General features: G+C 68.1%; 22 protein-coding genes, 1 tRNA gene and 1 rRNA gene. 3 read left to right on the top strand and 21 right to left on the bottom strand.

Annotated elements, in window-relative coordinates:
* Nucleotides 1-35: 35 nt before the first annotated feature.
* The 7 genes from VXD91_RS06625 to VXD91_RS06595 all read right to left on the bottom strand — a co-directional run bounded on the left by VXD91_RS06625 (nucleotide 36) and on the right by VXD91_RS06595 (nucleotide 5,576).
* Nucleotides 36-109: transfer RNA gene (locus VXD91_RS06625), tRNA-Pro, on the bottom strand.
* Nucleotides 110-197: 88 nt separating this feature from the next.
* Entirely contained in the window at nucleotides 198-1,604 is a 1,407-nt protein-coding gene (gene der / locus VXD91_RS06620; RefSeq protein WP_212814193.1) for a ribosome biogenesis GTPase Der, read from the bottom strand.
* Complete coding sequence (gene cmk, locus VXD91_RS06615; RefSeq protein WP_346414995.1) at nucleotides 1,601-2,284, bottom strand: (d)CMP kinase; 684 nt, start codon at nucleotides 2,282-2,284, stop codon at nucleotides 1,601-1,603. The genes der and cmk overlap by 4 nt, the downstream gene beginning before the upstream one ends.
* Complete coding sequence (locus VXD91_RS06610) at nucleotides 2,281-3,024, bottom strand: pseudouridine synthase (RefSeq protein ID WP_212814190.1); 744 nt, start codon at nucleotides 3,022-3,024, stop codon at nucleotides 2,281-2,283. The genes cmk and VXD91_RS06610 overlap by 4 nt, the downstream gene beginning before the upstream one ends.
* Nucleotide 3,025: 1 nt before the next feature.
* Entirely contained in the window at nucleotides 3,026-3,775 is a 750-nt protein-coding gene (scpB, locus tag VXD91_RS06605) for an SMC-Scp complex subunit ScpB (RefSeq protein ID WP_318984875.1), read from the bottom strand.
* Nucleotides 3,772-4,638: a segregation/condensation protein A gene (locus VXD91_RS06600; protein ID WP_318985107.1), complete on the bottom strand. Its 867-nt coding sequence runs from the start codon at nucleotides 4,636-4,638 to the stop codon at nucleotides 3,772-3,774. Before VXD91_RS06600 ends, scpB begins: the two co-directional genes overlap by 4 nt.
* Nucleotides 4,638-5,576 (bottom strand): ParA family protein, encoded by a 939-nt coding sequence (locus VXD91_RS06595; protein ID WP_318984874.1) that lies wholly within the window; start codon nucleotides 5,574-5,576, stop codon nucleotides 4,638-4,640. The genes VXD91_RS06600 and VXD91_RS06595 overlap by 1 nt, the downstream gene beginning before the upstream one ends.
* Nucleotides 5,577-5,678: 102 nt before the next feature.
* Here VXD91_RS06595 and VXD91_RS06590 point away from each other — a divergent pair, with 102 nt between their 5' ends.
* The gene (locus VXD91_RS06590; RefSeq protein ID WP_346414994.1) at nucleotides 5,679-6,413 is read left to right on the top strand and encodes an O-methyltransferase; all 735 of its coding nucleotides are present in this window, start codon (nucleotides 5,679-5,681) and stop codon (nucleotides 6,411-6,413) included.
* Here VXD91_RS06590 and VXD91_RS06585 read toward each other — a convergent pair.
* The 7 genes from VXD91_RS06585 to VXD91_RS06555 form a co-directional block, all read right to left on the bottom strand.
* Nucleotides 6,401-6,766 carry a DUF1622 domain-containing protein gene (locus VXD91_RS06585; protein WP_064986775.1) on the bottom strand — a complete coding sequence of 122 codons (366 nt, stop codon included), beginning with the start codon at nucleotides 6,764-6,766 and terminating at the stop codon, nucleotides 6,401-6,403. The genes VXD91_RS06590 and VXD91_RS06585 overlap by 13 nt on opposite strands.
* Before the next feature lie 32 nt (nucleotides 6,767-6,798).
* A complete protein-coding gene (xerD, locus tag VXD91_RS06580) occupies nucleotides 6,799-7,761 on the bottom strand; it encodes a site-specific tyrosine recombinase XerD (RefSeq protein ID WP_318984873.1) in 963 nt (320 codons plus the stop codon).
* Nucleotides 7,761-8,375 carry an NUDIX hydrolase gene (locus tag VXD91_RS06575; protein ID WP_318984872.1) on the bottom strand — a complete coding sequence of 205 codons (615 nt, stop codon included), beginning with the start codon at nucleotides 8,373-8,375 and terminating at the stop codon, nucleotides 7,761-7,763. The genes xerD and VXD91_RS06575 overlap by 1 nt, the downstream gene beginning before the upstream one ends.
* The gene (locus VXD91_RS06570) at nucleotides 8,368-10,134 is read right to left on the bottom strand and encodes a CTP synthase (RefSeq protein ID WP_212814180.1); all 1,767 of its coding nucleotides are present in this window, start codon (nucleotides 10,132-10,134) and stop codon (nucleotides 8,368-8,370) included. The genes VXD91_RS06575 and VXD91_RS06570 overlap by 8 nt, the downstream gene beginning before the upstream one ends.
* Nucleotides 10,135-10,276: 142 nt before the next feature.
* The gene (locus VXD91_RS06565) at nucleotides 10,277-11,218 is read right to left on the bottom strand and encodes a copper transporter (protein ID WP_318984871.1); all 942 of its coding nucleotides are present in this window, start codon (nucleotides 11,216-11,218) and stop codon (nucleotides 10,277-10,279) included.
* Nucleotides 11,219-11,225: 7 nt separating this feature from the next.
* The gene (steA, locus tag VXD91_RS06560; RefSeq protein WP_212814175.1) at nucleotides 11,226-12,410 is read right to left on the bottom strand and encodes a putative cytokinetic ring protein SteA; all 1,185 of its coding nucleotides are present in this window, start codon (nucleotides 12,408-12,410) and stop codon (nucleotides 11,226-11,228) included.
* Between the two features lie 100 nt (nucleotides 12,411-12,510).
* Nucleotides 12,511-13,032, bottom strand: coding sequence for a CGNR zinc finger domain-containing protein (locus VXD91_RS06555; protein WP_346414993.1), 522 nt, complete (start codon nucleotides 13,030-13,032; stop codon nucleotides 12,511-12,513).
* A 139-nt stretch (nucleotides 13,033-13,171) separates the two neighbouring features.
* On the opposite strand from VXD91_RS06555, the gene VXD91_RS06550 reads away from it, so the two are divergent.
* Together VXD91_RS06550 and VXD91_RS06545 are read left to right on the top strand one after the other, a co-directional pair.
* Nucleotides 13,172-13,633 carry a VOC family protein gene (locus VXD91_RS06550; protein ID WP_346414992.1) on the top strand — a complete coding sequence of 154 codons (462 nt, stop codon included), beginning with the start codon at nucleotides 13,172-13,174 and terminating at the stop codon, nucleotides 13,631-13,633.
* A gap of 8 nt (nucleotides 13,634-13,641) precedes the next feature.
* Entirely contained in the window at nucleotides 13,642-14,517 is an 876-nt protein-coding gene (locus VXD91_RS06545; RefSeq protein WP_346414991.1) for a pyridoxamine 5'-phosphate oxidase family protein, read from the top strand.
* Here VXD91_RS06545 and recN read toward each other — a convergent pair.
* The 7 genes from recN to rrf form a co-directional block, all read right to left on the bottom strand.
* Nucleotides 14,514-16,271: a DNA repair protein RecN gene (gene recN, locus VXD91_RS06540; protein WP_346414990.1), complete on the bottom strand. Its 1,758-nt coding sequence runs from the start codon at nucleotides 16,269-16,271 to the stop codon at nucleotides 14,514-14,516. The two genes, VXD91_RS06545 and recN, sit on opposite strands and share 4 nt — an antisense overlap.
* On the bottom strand, nucleotides 16,271-17,194 hold the full coding sequence (locus VXD91_RS06535; protein ID WP_020100018.1) for an NAD kinase: 924 nt from the start codon (nucleotides 17,192-17,194) through the stop codon (nucleotides 16,271-16,273). The genes recN and VXD91_RS06535 overlap by 1 nt, the downstream gene beginning before the upstream one ends.
* Entirely contained in the window at nucleotides 17,191-18,000 is an 810-nt protein-coding gene (locus VXD91_RS06530; protein ID WP_318984868.1) for a TlyA family RNA methyltransferase, read from the bottom strand. The genes VXD91_RS06535 and VXD91_RS06530 overlap by 4 nt, the downstream gene beginning before the upstream one ends.
* A gap of 7 nt (nucleotides 18,001-18,007) precedes the next feature.
* Nucleotides 18,008-18,178 (bottom strand): hypothetical protein, encoded by a 171-nt coding sequence (locus VXD91_RS06525; RefSeq protein WP_090562517.1) that lies wholly within the window; start codon nucleotides 18,176-18,178, stop codon nucleotides 18,008-18,010.
* An 8-nt stretch (nucleotides 18,179-18,186) separates the two neighbouring features.
* A complete protein-coding gene (locus VXD91_RS06520) occupies nucleotides 18,187-19,206 on the bottom strand; it encodes an HAD-IIA family hydrolase (RefSeq protein ID WP_346414989.1) in 1,020 nt (339 codons plus the stop codon).
* A gap of 1 nt (nucleotide 19,207) precedes the next feature.
* Complete coding sequence (locus VXD91_RS06515) at nucleotides 19,208-20,035, bottom strand: tetratricopeptide repeat protein (RefSeq protein ID WP_346414988.1); 828 nt, start codon at nucleotides 20,033-20,035, stop codon at nucleotides 19,208-19,210.
* Nucleotides 20,036-20,236: 201 nt separating this feature from the next.
* Nucleotides 20,237-20,350, bottom strand: a 5S ribosomal RNA gene (gene rrf, locus VXD91_RS06510).
* Nucleotides 20,351-20,566: the final 216 nt, after the last annotated feature.

The following is a 20,566-nucleotide window of genomic DNA, read 5'->3' as shown; positions in this document are numbered from 1 at the left end:
GGCCACCGCGAGGCCTTTGACCTGCAAAAACTTTGTCGGGCTGACAGGATTTGAACCTGCGACCACTTGACCCCCAGTCAAGTGCGCTACCAAGCTGCGCCACAGCCCGCGGCGCTGCCGGACGAACCGGCAACGGTTGGAAAGCCTACCTCAGACCTCCCGCCGGACCCTAAACGGGTCCGGCGGCGCGTCGGCGACTAGCGCTTGGCCCCGCGCTTCTCCCGCACCCGCACGTTGATCTTGATCGGGCTGCCCTCGAAGCCGAACTCTTCACGCAGCCGGCGCTCGATGAAGCGGCGGTAGCCGGCCTCCAGGAAGCCCGTGGTGAACAGCACGAAGGTCGGCGGCCGCGAGGCCGCCTGGGTGGCGAACAGGATGCGTGGCTGCTTGCCACCGCGCACCGGCGGCGGCGTGGCGGCGACGATCTCCTTGAGGAAGGTGTTGAGCCGTCCGGTCGGGATACGGGCGTCCCACGACGCCAGCGAGGTCTCCAGCGCCGGCACCAACTTCTGTACGGCCCGACCGGTTTTCGCCGAGATGTTCACGCGCGGCGCCCACTGCACCTGCACCAGCTCGCGCTCGATCTCCTTGTCCAGCAGGTACCGCCGGTCTTCGTCGACCAGGTCCCACTTGTTGAACGCGATGACGAGCGCGCGCCCGGCCTCGATGACCATCGATAGCACCCGCAGATCCTGTTCGGTCAGCGGCTGGGAGGCGTCGATCAGCATGATCGCGACCTCAGCGGCATCGATCGCGCCGTGCGTGCGCACCGAGGCGTAGAACTCGTGTCCGCTGGCCTGGCCGACCTTACGGCGCAGACCCGCGGTGTCGACGAAACGCCAAGTCTTGCCGTCCAATTCGATCAGCGAGTCGACGGGATCCACCGTGGTGCCGGCGACGTCGTGCACGACGGACCGCTCGTCGCCCGAGAGCTTGTTCAGCAGCGAGCTCTTGCCGACGTTGGGCTTGCCGACCAGCGCGACACGGCGCGGACCGCCGGTCCCGCCGGACGTCTCGGAGACCTCGGGCAGCACCTCGAGCACGCTGTCGAGCAGGTCGGCCACGCCGCGGCCGTGCATCGCGCTGATCGAGTGCGGCTGTCCCAGCCCCAGCGACCACAGCGCCGCGGCCTCGGATTCGATCTTCTCGTTGTCAACCTTGTTGGCCGCCAAGAAGACCGGCTTGCCGGAGCGCTGCAGCCGCTTGGCGGCGGCCTCGTCGGCCGCGGTCGCCCCGACCACCGCGTCGACCACGAGAATGATCGCGTCGGCGGTGCGCATGGCCACGGTAGCCTGCTCGGCGACCAGCATCTGCAGGCCCTTGGCGTCGGGTTCCCAGCCGCCGGTGTCCTGCACCACGAACCGGCGCCCGACCCACTGCGCGTCGTACGACACGCGGTCACGCGTCACGCCCGGGATGTCCTGCACCACCGCTTCGCGACGGCCCAGGATGCGGTTCACCAGAGTCGATTTGCCGACATTCGGGCGGCCGACCACGGCCACCACGGGCGGGGGTCCGGCGTACTCGTCGACCTCGGCCTCGAATCCCTCCGAGCCGATCTCCCAGTCACCTTCGTCGAACCACACACCATCGTCGTCGCTCATTGACGCACACCTACCTTCTGCTGCACGAGATCCAGCAGATGTGCCACCACACCAGCCTGGGTCATATGACTGGAATCGACGACGATCGCGTCATCGGCGGCCTGCAGCGGCGAGACCGCGCGCGTCGAGTCCAGATGGTCCCGGCGCTGGACATCGGCCAGCACCGCTTCGTAGTTGTCGCCCAGGCCGTTTGCGACGTTCTGCGCATTGCGCCGGCGGGCGCGCTCCTCGGCCGAGGCGGTCAGGAAAATCTTCAGATCGGCGTCCGGCTTGACGACGGTGCCGATGTCGCGGCCCTCGACGACGACCGAACCGGCTTCCGCGATCAACTCACGCTGCCGCTGCACCAGGATGGTCCGCACGGCCGGGATCGCCGACACGGCCGATACCGCGAGAGTCACGGCCTCGCCGCGGATCTCATCCGAAACGTCCTCGCCCGCAAGGTACGAGGTGTCGTGGTCCGGGTCGAAGCTGACGGAGAACTCGGTCTTCTCACACACCGCGACGACGGCATCGGCGTCGGCCGGGTCGATGCCGGCGCGTAGCACCGCCAGCGTCACGATGCGGTACATCGCGCCGGTGTTGATGTGGTTTGCGCCGAGTGCATGCGCCAAACCCGTTGACACCGAGGACTTTCCGGTGCCCGCCGGGCCGTCGATGGCGATGACGAGCGCGTTCACAGGCCCACCGCCTGGTACAGCTCGCCGACTTCCTTGCGCGTGAGCGCCCGCAGGCTGTTGACGCGCTGGTCCCCCAGCGCCACCGTGCCGATGTGCGTGCGCACCAGTTCCTTCACCGGGAAACCCACCTCGGCCATCAGCCGGCGCACGATGCGATTGCGGCCCTCGTGCAGCACGATCTTCACCAACGACTTGCCGGCGACCATGTCGACCACCGCGAACTCGTCGACGTAGACCGGGCCATCGTCCAGTTCCACGCCCTCGCGCACCTTCTTGCCCAGCCCACGGGGCACGGTCCCCTGCACGGTGGCCAGGTACGTCTTGGACACCTCGTACCGCGGGTGCATCAGCCGGTGGGCCAGCTCGCCGTCGTTGGTCAGCAGGATGAGCCCTTCGGTGTCGGCGTCGAGCCGGCCGACATGGAAGAGCTTCTTGTTGCCGCGCACGCGGTGCTCGACCAAGTCACCGATACAGGGACGGCCCTGGTCGTCAGACATGGTGGAGTGCATACCTTTTGGCTTGTTCAGCGCGAGGTACACCAGATCCTCGTCGACGAGCACGCGGGTGCCGTCCACCCGCACCACCTGGCGATCGGGGTGCACCCGCGTACCGAGTTCGGTGACGATCTGGCCGTCGACCTCCACCCGCCCGTCCAGAATCATCCGCTCGGCGACGCGACGAGAAGCAATTCCCGCCTGCGACAACACCTTCTGCAGTCGCACGCCTTCTTCGTTGGTCATGTCAGTCCCGATCTACGTCGAATTTGGCCGGCTCTGCAGCCGGCGCAGGGGTTCCGCCGAGTTTGGCGAAACGCGGCTCCTCAGAGAGCGTTTCAGTGATGTCGTCGATGACGTCGACATCCGGCAACAGCGGGGCGAGTTCCGGCAGCTCGCTCAGCGAGGTCAACCCGAGCCGCTCCAGGAACAATTCCGTCGTGGCGAAAGTCGTTGCGCCACTGTCGGCATCGGTGCCGGCTTCGATGATGAGGCCGCGTGCGGCGAGGGTCCGCATCACGGCGTCGACGTTGACGCCACGCACCGCACTGACCCGGGCGCGGGTCACCGGCTGCCGGTAGGCGACGACCGCAAGCGTCTCCAGCGCCGCCCGGGTCAGCTTGGACCGGGCGCCGTCGAGAATCAGCCGCTCGACATAGGGCGCGTACCGGGCCCGGGTGTACATCCGCCAGCCGCCACCGGCCTCGCGCAGGTCGATGCCGCTGCCGCGCTCGGCCAGTTCGGCGGCCATCCGGCGCAGCTTGTCCTCGACGCGCTCGATGGTTTCGTCCAGAGCGGTCGCCAGAGAGTCGACCGGCGCAGGGGTGTCGACCACCAGCAGCAGGGCCTCCAGCGCGCACCCGAGCTCGTCATCGCTGATCTCGGTGTCGAGTTCGTCACCCTCGGCGACAGCGGCGTCGTCGGTCACACCGGCGTCAGGCTCGCCGCCCTCGCCCACGCTGCTATCCGCGGCAATCACCGCGTCGTTGTCCGTCATTGGTCTTCTTCCACCGCCGCTGCCAGATGCTCGTTCGTCGGCCGCTCCCCGGTCCACGAAACTTGCAGCACTCCAAGCGGTTCAATCTGCTCGAAGTTTACCGCCTTGGCCCGGTAGAGCTCTAATAGCGCCAGGAACCGCCCGACGATCTCCATACCGCCGTCACAGTCGGCGACCAGGTCGGTGAACGACGCCCACTCCCCGATGCCGCGACTCTCCAGCAGCCCCATCAGTTTCATCGCCTGCTCGGGCACCGACACCGCCTGCACGTGCAGGTGGTCGACGCGCAGCGACGGCACCGGACGCGGTGTGAACGCAGCCGCCGCGATCTGGGCGAACCGGTCGGCGTCCACGCCGAGCATCACCTCAGGCAGCAGCTCGGTGAACCGGTCCTCCAGCGTGACGGCCCGCGGGTAGCTGCGCATCGCCGCGGCCTCGAGCTCGGCGAACATCAACGCGACGTGCTTGAAGGCCCGGTATTGCAGCAGCCGCGCGAACAGCAGGTCGCGCACTTCGAGCAGCGCCAGGTCGTCCTCGTCGTGGACCTCGGCGGCGGGCAGCAGCCGGGCGGCCTTCAGATCCAGGAGAGTCGCCGCGACGACCAGGAACGCCGTCGTCTCATCCAGCTCGAGCTGGCTGCCGATCTCCTTGGTGTACGCGATGAACTCGTCGGTGACCTGGTGCAACGCCACTTCGGTGACGTCGAGTCGGTGCGCGAAGATCAGCTGCAGCAGCAGGTCGAAAGGGCCCTCGAAGTTGGTGAGCCGGACCTGGAAGCCGGCTTTCTTCTCGTCCGGCTGGTCGGTCGCCGGATCCTCCGGCGCCGCGCCCCCAGCACTGTCGGGAGCGTCGACCTCCGAAATCACGCGCCGAACCGGTCGATGACCTCGCACGCCAACGCCCGGTACGCCTGGGCGCCACCGGATTTCGGGGCCCAGGTGGTGATCGGTTCACCGGCGACGCTGGTCTCCGGGAAGCGCACGGTGCGACTGATGACGGTGTCGAACACGAGATCGCCGAAGCGCTCGACCACTCGGGCCATGACCTCGCGCGCGTTGACGGTGCGGTTGTCGTACCGGGTGATCAGGATCCCGCTGATGTCGAGTTTGGGGTTCAGCCGGTCGCGCACCTTGTCGACGGTGTCGGTCAGCAACGCGAGACCGCGCAACGAGAAGAACTCGCATTCGGTCGGGATGATGACGCCGTCGGCGCAGGCCAGCCCGTTCACCGTGAGCAGCCCGAGCGACGGCTGGCAGTCGATCAGCACATAGTCGTAGCGGTCCAGCACGGGATACAGCGCGCGGGACAGCGTCTGCTCACGGCCGACCTCGTTGACCAGCTGAATCTCGGCGGCAGACAGGTCGATGTTGCTGGGCACCAGGTCCAGGCCCTTGACCCGGGTGTTGATCAGCACGTCGTCGATCGACACCCGCGGCTCGACGAGCAGGTTGTGCACGGTGTGCTCGAGCTCGTAGTGCGGGACGCCAAGGCCGGCGGACAGCGCGCCCTGCGGATCGAGGTCGACCAGCAGCACGCGGCGGCCGTATTCGGCCAGGCTGGCGCCCAGATTGATGGTTGACGTGGTCTTGCCGACGCCGCCCTTCTGGTTGCACATCGCGATGACCTTGGCCGGGCCGTGCACGCTCTTGGGTTTGGGCTCGGGGATGTGTCGGGCGGGACGTCCGGTCAGGCCGATCGCGGGTTCCGGATCTGCGGTCGCGGACGAGGCATCGACATGAAGCGGCAACGAAACCGGCTCCACCGGGCTCAGGCCCCCCACGCCTGTTGGGACATCGGTCATGCGTCGCCGATCAGCGGCGTGACTCCCATAGCGAACATCCGGGCAAGTTTAACGGTGCCACGCCGCTGACGACGGCAGACCCGCTGTCCTAATGTGACTGCCATGAGCTGGAAGCGACGGTGGTCCTTCGTCCGGATGGCGCTGGGGATGCGAAAGTTCGTCCAGACCGGACAGTGGGGCGACGGCCGCGAGGCCGCCGCGGCCGCCTATGTGGAAGCGAACGCCCGCCGCGGCGACGTCGATCATGTCCTCGCGACCATCGACACGTTCGCCCGCGAACAGTCGATGCTCGTCAACGTCGGTGACGAAAAAGGCCAACTCCTCGAGTCCGCGCTCATCCGGGCCAACCCGTCGCGCATTCTCGAGCTCGGCACCTACTGCGGCTACAGCGCGCTGCTCATGGCCCGAACCGTGCCGGACGCGCACGTCTTCACCGTCGAACTGTCTGCCGACAACGCGGAGATCGCCCGCCGCATCTGGGCCCACGCCGGCGTCGCGGACCGGATCACGTGCGTCGTCGGCACCATCGGCGACGGCGGCGCGACGCTCGACACGCTGGCCGGTCATGGATTCGGGCCGGGCAACCTCGATTTCGTGTTCATCGACCACGACAAGGCGGCCTACCTCAAGGACCTGGAGTCGATCCTGGCGCGGGGCTGGCTGCACCGCGGCGCGATCGTCGTGGCGGACAACGTGAAGGTGCCCGGCGCTCCGGCCTACCGCGCGTACATGCGGGATCAGGAGGGCAAGCTGTGGCACACGCAGGAACACCCCACCCACGTCGAATACCAGAAAACGCTGCCTGACCTGGTGCTCGAGTCCGACTACCTGGGCTGAGCGTCGTCCGCCGCCTTGACCGGGCGCTGCCACGGCCACGAGCCGGTCATCTCGACCTGCAGCGAGAAGCTCAGGAAGGTCCGGATGGCGACGATGCCGGCCAGCACCGCGACGCTTTGCGCGGTCGGCGTGACGGCCACGGTGCGGATGATGTCGGCCGCGACGAGGAATTCGAGCCCCAGCAGGATCGAGCGGCCGAGCTGGCGCCGGAACGCGTCGTAGGCGCCGCCCTCTGAACCACGCATCCGACCGAACGTGGCGGCCAGGGCGATCACGGCACCGCCGACGATCACGGCGACACCGACGGCGTCGATCACCTTGCCGGTCGTCTCGATGATGTCGTAGAACGCCATGACCGGATGCTAGCCCCGGCCGATCGTCGTTCTTATCTGGCGCGCGGGTGCGCCCCCGCCCACACTTCGCGTAGCGCGCTGACGGTCACCAGCGTGTAGATCTGCGTGGTGGTGACGGACGCGTGGCCGAGCAGTTCCTGCACGACGCGCACGTCGGCGCCGCCTTCGAGCAGGTGCGTGGCGAACGAGTGGCGCAGCGTGTGCGGCGAGACCGCGGCGGTGATGCCGGCCCGCTCGGCGGAGTCCTGCAGCACCTGCCACGCGCTCTGCCGCGACAACCGGCCGCCGCGCGCGTTGAGGAAGATCGCGGGCGTGCCCTTGCCGCGGCGCGCCAGATCGGGACGGCCCCGCACCAGGTAGGCATCCAGTGCCGTGACGGCGGGCCGGCCGATGGGCACGAGCCGCTGCTTGCCGCCCTTGCCGTGCAGCATGACCGACCGGGACTCGGTGTCGACGTCGTCGCGATCGAGGCCGACCGCCTCGGAAATGCGCGCTCCCGTCGAATACAGCAGTTCCAGCAGCGCGCGGTTGCGCAACGTCAGCGGATTGTCGGCGTCACTGTCGCCGCCCGCGCCGTCCAGCAGCGCGATGACGTCGTCGTAGCTGAGGCTCTTGGGCAGCCGTCGGCCCGGTGTCGGTGGCTTCACACCGCGGGCGACGTCGGCGTCGGCGAGACCTTCGGCGGCGGCGAACTTGTGCAGCCCACGCACCGCGATGACGGCCCGCGCGGCCGAGACCGAGGACAACGCGACGACGCCGTTGTCGGGATCGCCCTGACGCAGCGCGACGAGGAACTCACTGACGTCGGTCTCGGTGACGGCGCGCAGGTCATCGATGCCGCGGCCGGCCAGATGGGCGGTGTACCGCCGGATGTCACGCCGATAGGAACTCAGCGTGTTGGCCGCGACGCCCCGCTCGATGCTGAGGTGGTTCAGGTAGCCCTGGACCTGCTGCTCCAGTCGCGACCGGACCCCCGCTGACGCCGCGGCCGTCATCAGTCCTGTTCCCGCCGGGTGCGCAGTGCGGACGGGCGGTCGATCCACGGCGCGTCGAGCGGCCGCAGCTCGGCCGGCCGGTGGGCGGCCGCGAGAATCCCGGCCACCGCAAGGGCATTGACGATCTCGCCGTCGAACACCATCCGCACGGCATCGGCCAGCGGCACCCGCTTGACCACCAGGTCCGCTTCTTCGTCGTGCGCGTGCGGCCGGCCGATGTCGGTCAGCCCGGTCGCCAGGAAGATCCGCACGCTCTCGTCGCTGAATCCGGGCGTCGAGTCGACATCGAGCAGCAGCTGCCAGTGTGCGGCAGCCAGGCCGGTTTCCTCTTCGAGTTCGCGCGCCGCGGTGACGTGCGGCGGCTCGTCACCCATATCGAGCAGCCCGGCGGGCAGCTCCCACAGCCGCCGCCCGATCGGGTGCCGATATTGGTACACCAGTACCAGGTTCCCGTCGTCGTCGAGCGCGACCACCGCGACCGCCCCGTAGTGCTCGACCACCTCACGGCGCGCCGAGCCACCACCGGGCATCGCGACCTCGTCGGCCCGCAACGCGAAAATCTTTCCTACATAGACGGTTTCGCTCGAAAGCGTGGCGAAATCGTGGTCAGCCACGGGATTCTTGCAGCTGCTCGGCATCCTCGTCCGAACCCTCCGCATGCGATCCGGCGCCGTGCACCTCGGAGTCGATCTCCTCGAGCGGCAGGCGTTCGGCCGCCTTGTAGTCCAGCGACGCTCCGATGAACGACGCGAACAGGGGGTGCGGACGCGTCGGGCGGCTCTTGAGCTCCGGGTGCGCCTGCGTGCCGACCAGGAACGGGTGCAGGTCGGCGTCATACTCGACGAACTCGACCAGCTGGCCGTCCGGCGACGTGCCGGAGAACTTCAGCCCGCTCTCGGAGATGCGGTCGCGGTAGGCGTTGTTCACCTCGTAGCGGTGCCGGTGGCGTTCGGAGACCTCGGTCGCGTCGTAGGCCTTGGCCACGATCGAATCCGCCTGCAGCACGGCCGGATACGCACCGAGGCGCATGGTGCCGCCGAGGTCGGCCTCACCGGCCACCGCGTCGAGCTGGTCGGCCATGGTGGCGATCACCGGGTCCGGCGTGTGCTCGTCGAACTCCGCCGAGTTGGCGCCGCTGATGCCGACGGACCGCGCGGCCTCGATGACGATGCACTGCAATCCGAGGCACAGGCCGAGCAGCGGCAGCCGCTGGCGGCGGGCGTAGCTGATGGCGCCGAGCTTGCCCTCGATGCCACGGATGCCGAAGCCACCCGGGATCAGCACGCCGTGCACGTCGCCGAGTGCGGCGGCCGCACCCTGCTCGGTCTCGCAGTCATCGGAGGCGACCCAGCGGATCTCGACCTTCGAGTGGTGGGCGAACCCACCGGCGCGCAGCGCCTCGGCCACCGACAGGTACGCGTCGGACAGGTCGATGTACTTGCCCACCAAGGCGATTCGCACCGTCTCCTTGGGCTCGTGCACGCGGCGCAGCAGGTCGTCCCACTCCGACCAGTCCACGTCGCGGAACGGCAGGTTGAGCCGGCGCACCACGTAGGCGTCGAGCTCCTCGCGGTGCAGCACCTTGGGGATGTCGTAGATCGACGGGGCGTCCGGTGTCGAGATGACGCCGTCGATGTCGACGTCGCACATCAGCGCGATCTTGTTCTTCAGCGGCTCCGGCACATCGCGGTCGCAGCGCAGGATCAGCGCGTCCGGCGTGATACCGATGCTGCGCAGCGCGGCCACCGAGTGCTGGGTGGGCTTGGTCTTCAGCTCGCCCGACGGGGCCAGGTACGGCACCAGTGACACGTGCAGGAAGAAGACGTTCTCCCGGCCGACGTCGTGACGGACCTGGCGGGCCGCCTCCAGGAACGGCTGCGACTCGATATCGCCTACGGTGCCGCCGATTTCGGTGATCACCACGTCGGGGCGCTTGCCCTGGGCGTCGGGCAGCGCCATCTCGAGGATGCGGCTCTTGATCTCGTCGGTGATGTGCGGGATCACCTGAACGGTGTCGCCGAGGTAGTCGCCGCGACGCTCCTTGGCGATGACCTCGGAGTACACCTGGCCGGTGGTGACGTTCGCCGACCGCGACAGGTTGCGGTCCAGGAAGCGCTCGTAGTGGCCGATGTCCAGGTCGGTCTCGGCGCCGTCCTCGGTGACGAACACCTCGCCGTGCTGGAACGGGTTCATGGTGCCGGGGTCGACGTTGAGATACGGGTCCAGCTTCTGCATCGTCACGTGCAGACCACGCGCGGTGAGCAATTGGCCAAGACTGCTGGCGGTCAGACCCTTACCGAGCGAGGAAGCGACCCCGCCGCTGACAAAAATGTGCTTCGTCGCGGCCTGTGGGTGCCTGCGTAGCGATGCCAAGAACGACCTCCGTGGTGATGGGGCAACGTAGCGGTTGAGCTACCTGGGGCCTGCCGACCCACGGAATTTCACCCTATCACCGACCGGCCCGAGCTGGGACTGACGCGCCGGTGACGGTCACCACGGCGCGCTGCGACTCGAATTACTGCAGGACCGTCACCGAGCTGGCGCCACGACCGATACCGAGCTGCGCCGGATGGCCGCCGGCGATGAGTTGCTGCAGCGACAGGACCGTGGTGATCCGGCCGGCTTGGCTGTTGACGTCGTCGACGGTGCCGACCGCGCCGGACAGCCCGGCATCCGAACGCACGACGGCGACGGCCGCGGTGCCCGACGCGCAGCCGTCCCGGCCGGCCACCAGCGTGCCCGCGCCGTGCGGCGCCAGGCCCGAGGCCAGGCGGGCCACCGTGGCTCCCCGGTTGCCGGCGTCATCGCCCAGGGCGCCGCCGGTGACGATCAGTGCGCTGTCGGCGACCCCGATGCGCTGCGAGCCGTAGGTGACGAACCCGGTGTCACGCAGCGTCGCGAGCACGGTGTCGCGCTGCATGTCGTCGACGGGCAGGATCGCCGGGTTGCGGTCGCGCAGCAGCGTGATGCCCAGCAGGTCACCGGCCTGCGAGCCCTGGTCGACGGTCCGGGTGCTCAGCTGACGTCCGGCCGGCACGATCGGCGAGTTCACCACCGACAGGAGCTTCTCCGAGGCGTTGGCGTCCACGAACTGCTGCGTCAGCGCGATGGTTCCCGTCACCGAACCCCCGGCGGCCGCAATCAGTTTCGCGGCCGCGTCGACGTCGTCGGTGGCGGCGTCCGGGGTGCGGAACACCACGACAGATTTCCCCGCCAGCGCGTCATGCACCATGCGCGGCGACATCTGGGCATCGAACTCGCCTGCCGCACTGAGCTTCTGGTTCAGTGCGTTCTTCTCGTCGGTGAGGCTGTTGATCTGGTTCTGCAACTCGTGTTTGTCGTCACGAAGTCCGGACAGCAGCGTGTTGGACAGCAGACCGGAACCGAGCATCACCCCGATGGCCAGCGCCAGGAACACCGCGGCCAGTGAGATCGCATGCGAGCGTAGGGAAATCATCGTCCGGCTAGCTCACCAATCCCTGCGCCCACAGCAGGAAGCGGTTCCAGTAGTCGGTCACCAGGTGCAGGACGGTGGCGTCGGCGCGCGCGACGTACAGCGCCACGATGACGGCGACCAGCATCGCCAGGACCAGCAGCGCGATGGCGCCGCCGGAGACGCGGCTGCGGTACAGCGTCGCAACGGCTTTCGCGTCGACCAGCTTCTCCCCCACCTTCAGGCGCGTGAGGAACGTCGACGGGGTGCTGGACTGCCGTGTGCGGTCGAAGAACTCTTCGATGTTGGCGCGGTGGCCGGCGGTGACGATCAGCGCGGCGCCGTGATGGTCGACGAGCAGCAGCGCCAGGTCCGCGGCCGAGCCGGCGGCCGGGAACGTCATGGCACCGACGCCCAGATCCTGAATGCGCTCAAGGCCTTTCGCGTGGCCGTCGGCGTCGGCCGGTAGCACCACCTGGGCACCGGACCGCAGCACATCGGCGCTCATCTCCTCGGGATCGCCGACGATCAGCGCGGGACGGTAGCCGGCCTTGCGCAGCGTGTCGGCGCCGGCGCCGACACCGACGAGCACCGGCTGGTACTCCTTGATGAACGGCTTGATGGCCTTCAGGTCAGCCTCGGCGCTCGGGTCGTCGGTGACCACCACGACGTGCCGGCGGTTCACGTCGACGTCGATGTCCGGGATGCCCATGCCGTCGATCAGCAGCGGGCTCTCGCTGCGGATGAACTCGATCGTGTTGCCGGCGAACGCCTCCAGGTGCGCCACGAGGCCACTCTTGGCCTCGTGCATCATCTCGTGGATCTGCTCGTCGTTGCGCTCGTTGCCGAGGACCAGACGGCGGTCGCCGTTGTAGATGCCGCCGTTGTGCAGCCGCACCTTGGCGCCGTCCTTGACCTTCTTGAAGACCTCCGGGCCGGTCTCGTCGATCAACGTAACCCCGTTGGCGACAAGCACTTCCGGCCCCAGGTTCGGGTAGCGGCCGGAGATCGACGACGATGCGTTCACCACGGCGGCGACCTCGGCCTCCACCAGCGCGTCGGCGGTGATGCGGTCGAGGTCGAGTGCATCGAGAACGACGATGTCCCCCGGGCCGACGCGTCGCAGCAGTCGGTCGATGTCACGGTCAACGCGGGCGGTTCCAGTCACGCCCGGCTTCGGTCCGGCATTTCGGGTGAGCAGCGCTGCCATCTTCATGCGTCGATTCTGTCGATGAACCCTCAAGTAGAGGTGGAGGCGCGCCGTAACAACAGCCTCAGAAGTTTTCTTTTGTCACATCCGTAACAGCTGAATGATCTCAATCTCGCTTCGCCGCATAGTGCCGGGCGGCCTTGGCGCGGTTGCCGCACGTGGTCATCGAGTGCCAGCGCCGGGTGCCGTTCTTCGACGTGTCGTAGAACCACAGCACGCAGTGCGGGTGCGCGCACTGCTTGATCCGGCCGGCCGATTCCGCCAGCAGCTGCAGCAGATTGTCGGCCGCGAGCCAACCAGGCAACCATTCGGATCGGGGCACGTCCACGTCGTCGTGCGGCCCGGACTCCGCGAGGGACCGCCGGATACGGCCGTGGTCCAGGACGGCGTTCAACTCGTCGGCCGCGCCGTCGGTGACCACCTGCAGGATGGCTTCGCGCGCCCGCAGCAGGGCCGCGCGGGTCTTCTCATCGGATTCGCAACGATCGTCGAGATCGTTGGCCACCAACCAACATCGGAGTCCCGCCACGTCGGTCAGGAGATCCTGGGGCCCCTCCGCCGACATCCACCGGGTGTTCAGCAGATCCAGCGCGAGGGGTTCGCCGACGTGCGGGCGCGGATCACGCATAGCTGAGATTAACCGCCTCTCCTACATCGACAGCCTCCCGACAGTCAACTAACCATCTATTTTCATTTTGGTGGTTGACACGTTGTGCCTTCGATTCTAACCTTCAAATGTCAGATCAACAGTTACAACGGAGGAACCGATGACCACCGCCATCACCCCCAAGCTCGCCCCCGGCCACGTCGGGCTCAACGTCACCGACCTGTCGCGATCCGTCGACTTCTACCGGCGTGCTCTGGGTTTCGAACAGCTCGGCATCAGCGACGAGGGCGACCACCGTTTCGCTTTCCTGGGTTCCGAGGGCACCCTGCGGCTGACGTTGTGGCAGCAGAGCGACGGCGCGTTCTCCACCCGCAGCCCGGGTCTGCACCACCTGTCGTTCCAGGTCGACACCATCGAGCAGGTTCAGACGGTGGAGGCCGCACTCAAAGAGCTGGGCGTGACGTTCGCCCACGACGGCGTGGTGGCACACGGCGAGGGCGCGGCCTCGGGCGGCATCTTCTTCACCGACCCCGACGGCATCCGGCTGGAGATCTACGCACCGGGCGGCGCCGAGACCGCTCCGGCGCCGAGCGGCGCCGCCCCCACCTGCGGATTCTTCTGAGCCGCGCCATGACTGCCTACCACGCCGGTGAGCTGGAAGTGCAGCGGCGCATGGGCCAGGCGGAGATCGCTGTCCGCGTCGGCCGGATGATCCGTACGGAGATTCCGGCCGCCGCGGCGGCCTTCCTGGCCGAGCAGCCCATGGTGGTGCTCGCCGCGACAGACGACGCGGGCCGCGTCTGGGCCAGTTTGGTCACCGGCCCCGCCGGGTTCGTGCACGCCGACGTCGACCACACCATCGTGGTCGACGCCCTGCCCGTGCCCGGCGATCCGCTGCACGATGTCGTACGCCGGCCGGGCCAACAGGTCGGCATGATCGCGATCGAACCGCAGACCCGGCGCCGCATGCGGGTCAACGGCGTCGCCCGACCGACCGATGACGGGCTCCGTATCCACCCCGATCAGGTGTACTCGAACTGCCCGAAGTACATCTCGCGCAGGTACATCGACGGTGTCGCCGAGGAGACGCATCGTCCGGCGGTCCGTCACGCCGACGTCCTCGATGAGCGTCTGCAGCGCATGGTCGCCCGCACCGACACCTTCTTCATCGGGTCGGCCGATCCAAACGGGAACGCCGATGCGTCGCACCGCGGCGGCAATCCCGGCTTCCTGCAGGTGCTTTCGCCGAACCGGCTGCGCTGGCCGGACTACCGCGGCAATTCGATGTTCATGACGCTGGGCAACATCAGCGCCAACCCGCGCGCCGGACTGCTGATCCCCGACTGGCAGACCGGGACCACGCTGCAGCTGACGGGCTCCGCCGAGATCATCTGGGACGAGGGCCCGCAGTGTTCAGTGGAGTTCATCGTGCACGAGGTGATCGAGCTGACCGACGTCAGTCCACTCAGATGGGGACAGGCCGAGCTGTCGCCCGCCAACCCCTAAGGCGCCGCATGCTCCTGCTGCGCCGCCTCGAGCAGCTCGCGAGCATGCGCGCGACCACTGTCGGTATCGCCGAGTCCGGCCAGCATGCGGGCCAACTCAGCGACCCGGTCCTCGTCCTCGAGGCGCACCACGCGGCTCGACTTCGGGCCGCTCTCCACCACCAGGTGCACGTCGCCGTAGGCCGCGACCTGCGGCAGGTGCGTCACGACGATGACCTGGTGGGTACGGGCCAGCCGGGCCAGGCGCTTGCCGATCTGCACGGCGGCGCGGCCACCGACACCGGCGTCGACCTCGTCGAACACCATGGTGGTGCCTTCGGCGGACGCCGACAGCACCACTTCGAGGGCCAGCATCACGCGTGACAACTCGCCACCGGACGCACTCTTGGCCAGCGGCAGCACGTCCGAACCGCTGTGCGGTGTGAAACCGAACTCGACGGCGTCGACGCCGTCGTGGCCGGCATGCACGAGGGTGCCGTCCGGCAAGGTCAGTGGCGCGCTGTCGTCGGCGCGTGCCTCCAGCGGTGACACCGTGATGCTGAATCCGGCGCCGCCCATCGCCAGACCGGCGAGCTCCGCGGTCACCGCCTTCGCCAGGGACTTCGACGCCTTGGTGCGGGCCTTGGTGACCTCGGCGGCGGCCAGCACCACCTTGTCGTGCCGTTCGTCGACCTGTTTCTGCAGTTCGGCCAGGGCTTCTTCCGAGACGTCGAGCTGCGACAGCCGCTGCCGGGCGTCGGCCGCCCACTGCAGTACCCCGTCGATGTCCGCGGCGTACTTGCGGGTGAGGTTGCGCAGCTCAGCCTGGCGCGCCAGCTTGGATTCCAGAGTGCTTGCGTCGCTGGGCAATTCCGAAAGATAGTCACCGAGTTCACCGGACACGTCACCGATCACCGCAAGCGCCTCGGCCAGGCGATCGCCGAGGGCACGCAGCACGGAGTCGTCCGTCGCCGACAACACCGACTTGGCCTGCGCCGCGGCATCGAGTGCCGACGTGGCGTCGTCCGACGGGCCATCGCCGAGTTCGCCGGACAGCGCCGCGCGGGCGGTCTGCGCCGCGTCCCGCAGCGCATCCAGCTCGGACAGCCGGCGGATGTCGGCGACCAACGCGTCGTCCTCGCCGGCTTCCGGCGCCACCGCGTCGATCTCCCCCAGCCCGAACTGCAGCCGGTCCGCCTCCATGGCGAGATCCCGCGCCCGGTTGCGGCGGTCGATCAAATCTCTTCGGGCAGTGAGCCATTCGTCCCGCAGCTTGCGGTATTTGGCCAGCAGCCCGGTCACGTCGACGTAGCGGTCCAGCGCGCCGCGCTGCTCGTCGGGACGCATGAGTCGCAGCTGATCATTCTGCCCGTGCAGGGCAAGCAGTTCCGTGGTGAACGTGGCCAGCGATTTCGCCGGCACGCTGCGGCCACCCAGGTAGGCGCGCGACGGCCCGTCCTTGCTCACCGAACGCGCGGCGATGACGCTGCCGTCGTCATCGCGGTCGGCGCCGGAGGCCTCGAGAATCTCATCGACCCGCTCCGACACCCCGTCACCGAGTTCGGTTGTGGTGAAACGGCCTTCGACGACAGCGCGGGCCGAACCCGAACGCACCCGGCTGGGGTCGGCGCGCGCGCCGCCCAACAGGTGCAGGCTGGTGACCACCATGGTCTTACCGGTACCGGTTTCGCCGGTCAGCACAGTCAGGCCACGGCCGAATTCGGCAGTGGCCGCACTGATGGCGCCGAGCGCCTCGATGCGAATCTCGGTCAGCATTACTGGCCGCGCCACCCTTTCACCGGCAACCGGAATTTGCGCACCAAACGGTCGGAGAACGGGGCGCTGTCGAGTCGAACCCATTTCAGCGAGACTTCGCAACGGGTGACCTCCAGCCGGCCACCGGCCGGGACCACCATCTGGCGACGGCCATCGCAGAACACCATGGCGTCATTGTTGCCCGCTTCGACCTCGATCGCGATCGATGCGTCGGGGCTCGTCACCATGGGACGGGCGAACAGGGCGTGAGCGTTGTTGGGTACCACCAGGATTGCTTCGAGGTCGGGCCACAGAATCGGGCCGCCCGCGGAGAAGGCATAGGCGGTGGATCCAGTGGGGGCCGACACCAGCACGCCGTCGCAGCCGAACGCCGAGACCGGACGGCCGTCGACCTCGAGCACCACGTTCAGCACACCGAACCGGCTGCTCTTCTCCAGGCTGGCTTCGTTGAGCGCCCAGCCGCGCTGCACGATCTCGCCGTCGACGCGGACCCCGATGTCGAGCGTCATCCGCTCTTCGACCCGGTAGTCCTTGTTGATGATGCGCTCGAGCACATGGTCGATGGCCTCGGCCTCGGCCTCCGCCAGGAACCCGATGTGTCCGAGGTTGACCCCGACCACAGGGATCTCGGCATTGCGGGCCAGCTCGGCTGCCCGCAGGAAGGTGCCGTCACCGCCGAGGACCAGGACCAGTTCGCAGCCCTCGGCCGCATGGCTGTCGGGATCGACGACCGTGATGTCAACGCCCATCGCGCGCATGTGGTCCGGGGCCAGGTGCAGAGCACCGCGATCGACGGCTTCGGCGGCGAGCACGCGCAAACCGATTCCGTTGTCGCCCAGTACTTTTTCGACGCGGGTCGCGGTTTCGGTGGCTTCGTCGCGGCCGGTGTGGATCACCAGCAGGACGGTGCGTTCGCGCGTCACTGCGGCCCCTCGGCAACCGCGCGGCCGACGGCTGCGACGAGCGCGTCGCCCTGCAGCGGTTGATCGGTCGTGGCCCGCAGCCGCAGGAAGTACTCGACATTGCCCGACGGGCCGGGCAGTGGGCTGGCGGTGACGTCGACCGCATGCCAGCCGAGTTCCGCGGCGCGCCGCGCGACCGTCAGCACCGCATCGGCGCGCAGTTCCGGGTCGGAAACCACACCACCGGCTCCGACTCGATCCTTGCCCACCTCGAACTGCGGCTTCACCATGGGAACGATATCGGCTAGGGCCGACGCACATGCGGTCAGTGCCGGTAGGACCGTGGCCAGCGAGATGAACGACAGATCGGCCACGACGAGGTCGACCGAGCCGCCGATGGCCTCTGCCGTCAGCTCCCGCACGTTCGTCCGCTCCATGACGATGACGCGATCATCGGACCGCAGCGACCATGCCAACTGGCCGTAGCCGACGTCGGCCGCGACGATCTCGCGGGCTCCGCGGTCCAGCAGCACCTCGGTGAATCCGCCGGTGGACGCACCGGCGTCCAGGCAGCGCCGGCCCTCGGGTGAGACGCCGAACGCGTCGAGGGCCCCGATCAGCTTGTGCGCGCCACGGGACACCCAGCTGCGCTCCGTGGATTCGGCAACCAGGAGATTGGCCGCGGGAGTCACCGCCGTCGAGGCTTTAGATGCCCGCATACCGTCGATGGTCACGCGGCCGGCCTCGATCAGTTCGGCGGCTTGTTGACGAGACCGGGCGAGCCCCCGCCGGACGAGTTCGGCATCAACACGTGCGCGTCGCGTCACGTGCCCGTCACCCCTTCTCGACCGATTCCAGGGCCCGGACCAGCAGATTGTGGGCGTGGTCCAAACCCGCCGCGACAGCCTCGAGGTCCGGCGTCTCGTCGCCCTCGCCGGACAAATCCGGGAGATGGGACAGCAGGACCGCGATGTCTTCGCGGATCTGGTCAGGATCGGTACTCATAGCGATGTTCACGCTAGCGGATCGGTGCCGTCGAGCAGCGACCACCGATCCAATGCCGCGCGCGCCGTGTCGTCCCCGGCCGCGATGAGCACCCGACCCGAGACGGCGCCGGACCATACGGCACCGGCCGTCGCGCGGACCACCGACAGTTCGTCGTCGACGGGTGCGCCGGTGGCGTGGACGGTGACCTCGTTGCCGGACAACTCGACCCGCCACGCGGGGTGCGGCCCGACTCGCAAGGCATCCGCAGGCGCCGCCAGCGAGCGCAGGTCGGGCGCCAGGTAGTCGGGACGCTCGCCGGGGACGGCGTGCACCATGTCGGCGGCGCTGTTCACCCCGGTCAGGACCATCAGGCTGGGCAGTCCGGCGGCATTCGCCCCTGCGATATCGGTGTCGAGCCGGTCGCCGACGACCAACGGGGTTCCATACTGACCGCGGGCCAGGGCGTCGTTCATCAACGTGGGCTGTGGCTTACCGGCGACCTGTGGCACCTGTTCGGTGGCGGTCTGCAGTGCGGCGACCATCGAGCCGTTGCCGGGCAGCAATCCGCGCTCGGACGGCAGCGTCTTGTCGCTGTTCGCCGCTACCCAGAGGCCACCGGCCCGGATGGTCAGCGCGGCTTCGGCAAGGTCGGCCCAACCGGTCTGGGGCGAATGGCCCTGGACGACCGCGACCGGATCGTCGCTGAACTGCCGCACGGGCTCCAGACCGACATTGGCGACCTCGGCAGCCAGTGCTTCGGTACCGATGACCAGGACCCTGGCGCCGGCGGGCAGCTGAAGCGCCAACAGGTGCGCCGCACTCTGGGCACTGGTCACCACGTCATCGGCATCCGCGGAGAAACCGAGCGCATCGAGATGGTCGGCCACCTCGGCCGGCGTTCGGGACGCGTTGTTGGTCACATAGAGCTTGCGGGACGTGATCGCGGCGAGGGCATCGACAGCACCTTCGGTGGCCTCATGACCACGGAAGACGGTGCCGTCGAGATCCAGGAGCAGACAGTCGTGCAGCTGAGCCAGCGTCGCCACGTCAGCCCAATTCGGCGACGCGGTCCTCGGCGTCCGTGACGCCTTCCAGGTCCGCGGCGGCCGCGTGCAGGAACCACTGGAGTGCGTCGTTCTTGCGGTCGAGGGCCAGCAGTGTCTCGGCGTACACGTAGAACAGGCGAGCAGCGGTCTGGCCCGTCCGAGTGGAATCCAGCGGCGGGTTCGACAACAGCGCCAACGCTTGCGCGGGCTGACCCAGGTCGCACCGCGCACCGGCCAGGACGATCTTCAGTTCGTCGGCGTCATCACCGGTGAGCTGCTCGGCTTCCGGACTGCGGCCCAACTCGATGGCGCGCTCTGGACGGCCGACACCCCGCTCGCAGTCGGCGATCAGAGCCAGCAGTGGCGACTTGCTGCCCATCCGCCGGGCCGCACGCAGCTCGGACAGGGCCTGCGCCCAGTCACCACAGTGGTAGGCCGCGATACCGACGGCCTCACGGATCGCCGCGATGCGCGACGCCCGGTTCCGCGCGGCACGTGCGTGCTCGAGAGCGGCTTCCGGATCTTCTTCAAGCAGATCGCCGGCCATGACGAGGTGTTTGGCCACATAGTCCGCGGTCGCCTTGTCGAGGGTCGTCAGTTCACGACGGACCTCAGGCGACAGCTGCTTGGCTTCGACGTCGTCGGGCAGCCGGGGACCGGACGGGCGATCCGACGCTTCGTCACGGGACTGCGGCGGCCGGCCGTTCCGCTCTGAGCCGGGGCGTCGGGGGGCCTGCGTGCGGTCACGCTGGGGACGCTGCCCCCGTCGTGCGTCGCCGTCGTCTCTGCGCGAGGGGCGACGATCGCCGCCCTGCCTGTTGTCGACCACTGGAACCTTTCCCTACGAAATCTCAGGTCAGAATACGGCCCGATCTGTCACCGGCCGAACTTTGCTCGCCAAACTCGCCCGCCGGGCACCGGCGGCGAAGCAATCGGCCGCCGGCCCGGGGCACATTTCCGAGCCTAGAAATGGAAATTCCTCAAATAGAATCACCCCCCACATAAATGTGGGGGGTGATTCCTAATTTGTGTTCGGCGGTGTCCTACTTTTCCGCCCGTGCAGGGCAGTATCATCGGCGCTGGCAGGCTTAGCTTCCGGGTTCGGGATGGGACCGGGCGTTTCCCTGCCGCTGTTGCCGCCGTAACTCTATTTTTTTAATCCTCTACCGGCCTGTTCACGGTCCCCTTTTGGTGGGGTGTGTTTTTGGTGGTGGGGTGTGGTCTGTTCGACTCATACGTGGGTTGTGGTTGCGAGGCACTGATGTGCAATGTTTGTCGTCTTGGTTTACACACGATTGGTTTTTTTGGGTGTGTGTAAGTTTTCGGCCGGTTAGTGCCAGTTCCCTAAACCCATTGCTGG

This window comes from Mycobacterium sp. SM3041, from assembly GCF_039668335.1.
In the GTDB taxonomy this organism is placed as follows: Bacteria; Actinomycetota; Actinomycetes; order Mycobacteriales; family Mycobacteriaceae; genus Mycobacterium.
This window is presented reverse-complemented; position numbering and strand designations above follow the sequence as displayed.

What these genes read in the sequence shown, in the direction of transcription:
- steA (WP_212814175.1), bottom strand. Translation starts at nt 12,410, where the DNA reads ATGAAGATGGCAGCGCTGCTCACCCGAAATGCCGGACCGAAGCCGGGC.
- VXD91_RS06590 (WP_346414994.1), top strand. Translation starts at nt 5,679, where the DNA reads ATGAGCTGGAAGCGACGGTGGTCCTTCGTCCGGATGGCGCTGGGGATG.
- VXD91_RS06585 (WP_064986775.1), bottom strand. Translation starts at nt 6,766, where the DNA reads ATGGCGTTCTACGACATCATCGAGACGACCGGCAAGGTGATCGACGCC.
- recN (WP_346414990.1), bottom strand. Translation starts at nt 16,271, where the DNA reads ATGCTGACCGAGATTCGCATCGAGGCGCTCGGCGCCATCAGTGCGGCC.
- VXD91_RS06525 (WP_090562517.1), bottom strand. Translation starts at nt 18,178, where the DNA reads ATGAGTACCGATCCTGACCAGATCCGCGAAGACATCGCGGTCCTGCTG.
- VXD91_RS06555 (WP_346414993.1), bottom strand. Translation starts at nt 13,032, where the DNA reads ATGCGTGATCCGCGCCCGCACGTCGGCGAACCCCTCGCGCTGGATCTG.
- xerD (WP_318984873.1), bottom strand. Translation starts at nt 7,761, where the DNA reads ATGACGGCCGCGGCGTCAGCGGGGGTCCGGTCGCGACTGGAGCAGCAG.
- der (WP_212814193.1), bottom strand. Translation starts at nt 1,604, where the DNA reads ATGAGCGACGACGATGGTGTGTGGTTCGACGAAGGTGACTGGGAGATC.
- scpB (WP_318984875.1), bottom strand. Translation starts at nt 3,775, where the DNA reads ATGACGGACAACGACGCGGTGATTGCCGCGGATAGCAGCGTGGGCGAG.
- VXD91_RS06595 (WP_318984874.1), bottom strand. Translation starts at nt 5,576, where the DNA reads ATGACCGATGTCCCAACAGGCGTGGGGGGCCTGAGCCCGGTGGAGCCG.
- VXD91_RS06610 (WP_212814190.1), bottom strand. Translation starts at nt 3,024, where the DNA reads ATGACCAACGAAGAAGGCGTGCGACTGCAGAAGGTGTTGTCGCAGGCG.
- VXD91_RS06545 (WP_346414991.1), top strand. Translation starts at nt 13,642, where the DNA reads ATGACTGCCTACCACGCCGGTGAGCTGGAAGTGCAGCGGCGCATGGGC.
- VXD91_RS06550 (WP_346414992.1), top strand. Translation starts at nt 13,172, where the DNA reads ATGACCACCGCCATCACCCCCAAGCTCGCCCCCGGCCACGTCGGGCTC.
- VXD91_RS06565 (WP_318984871.1), bottom strand. Translation starts at nt 11,218, where the DNA reads ATGATTTCCCTACGCTCGCATGCGATCTCACTGGCCGCGGTGTTCCTG.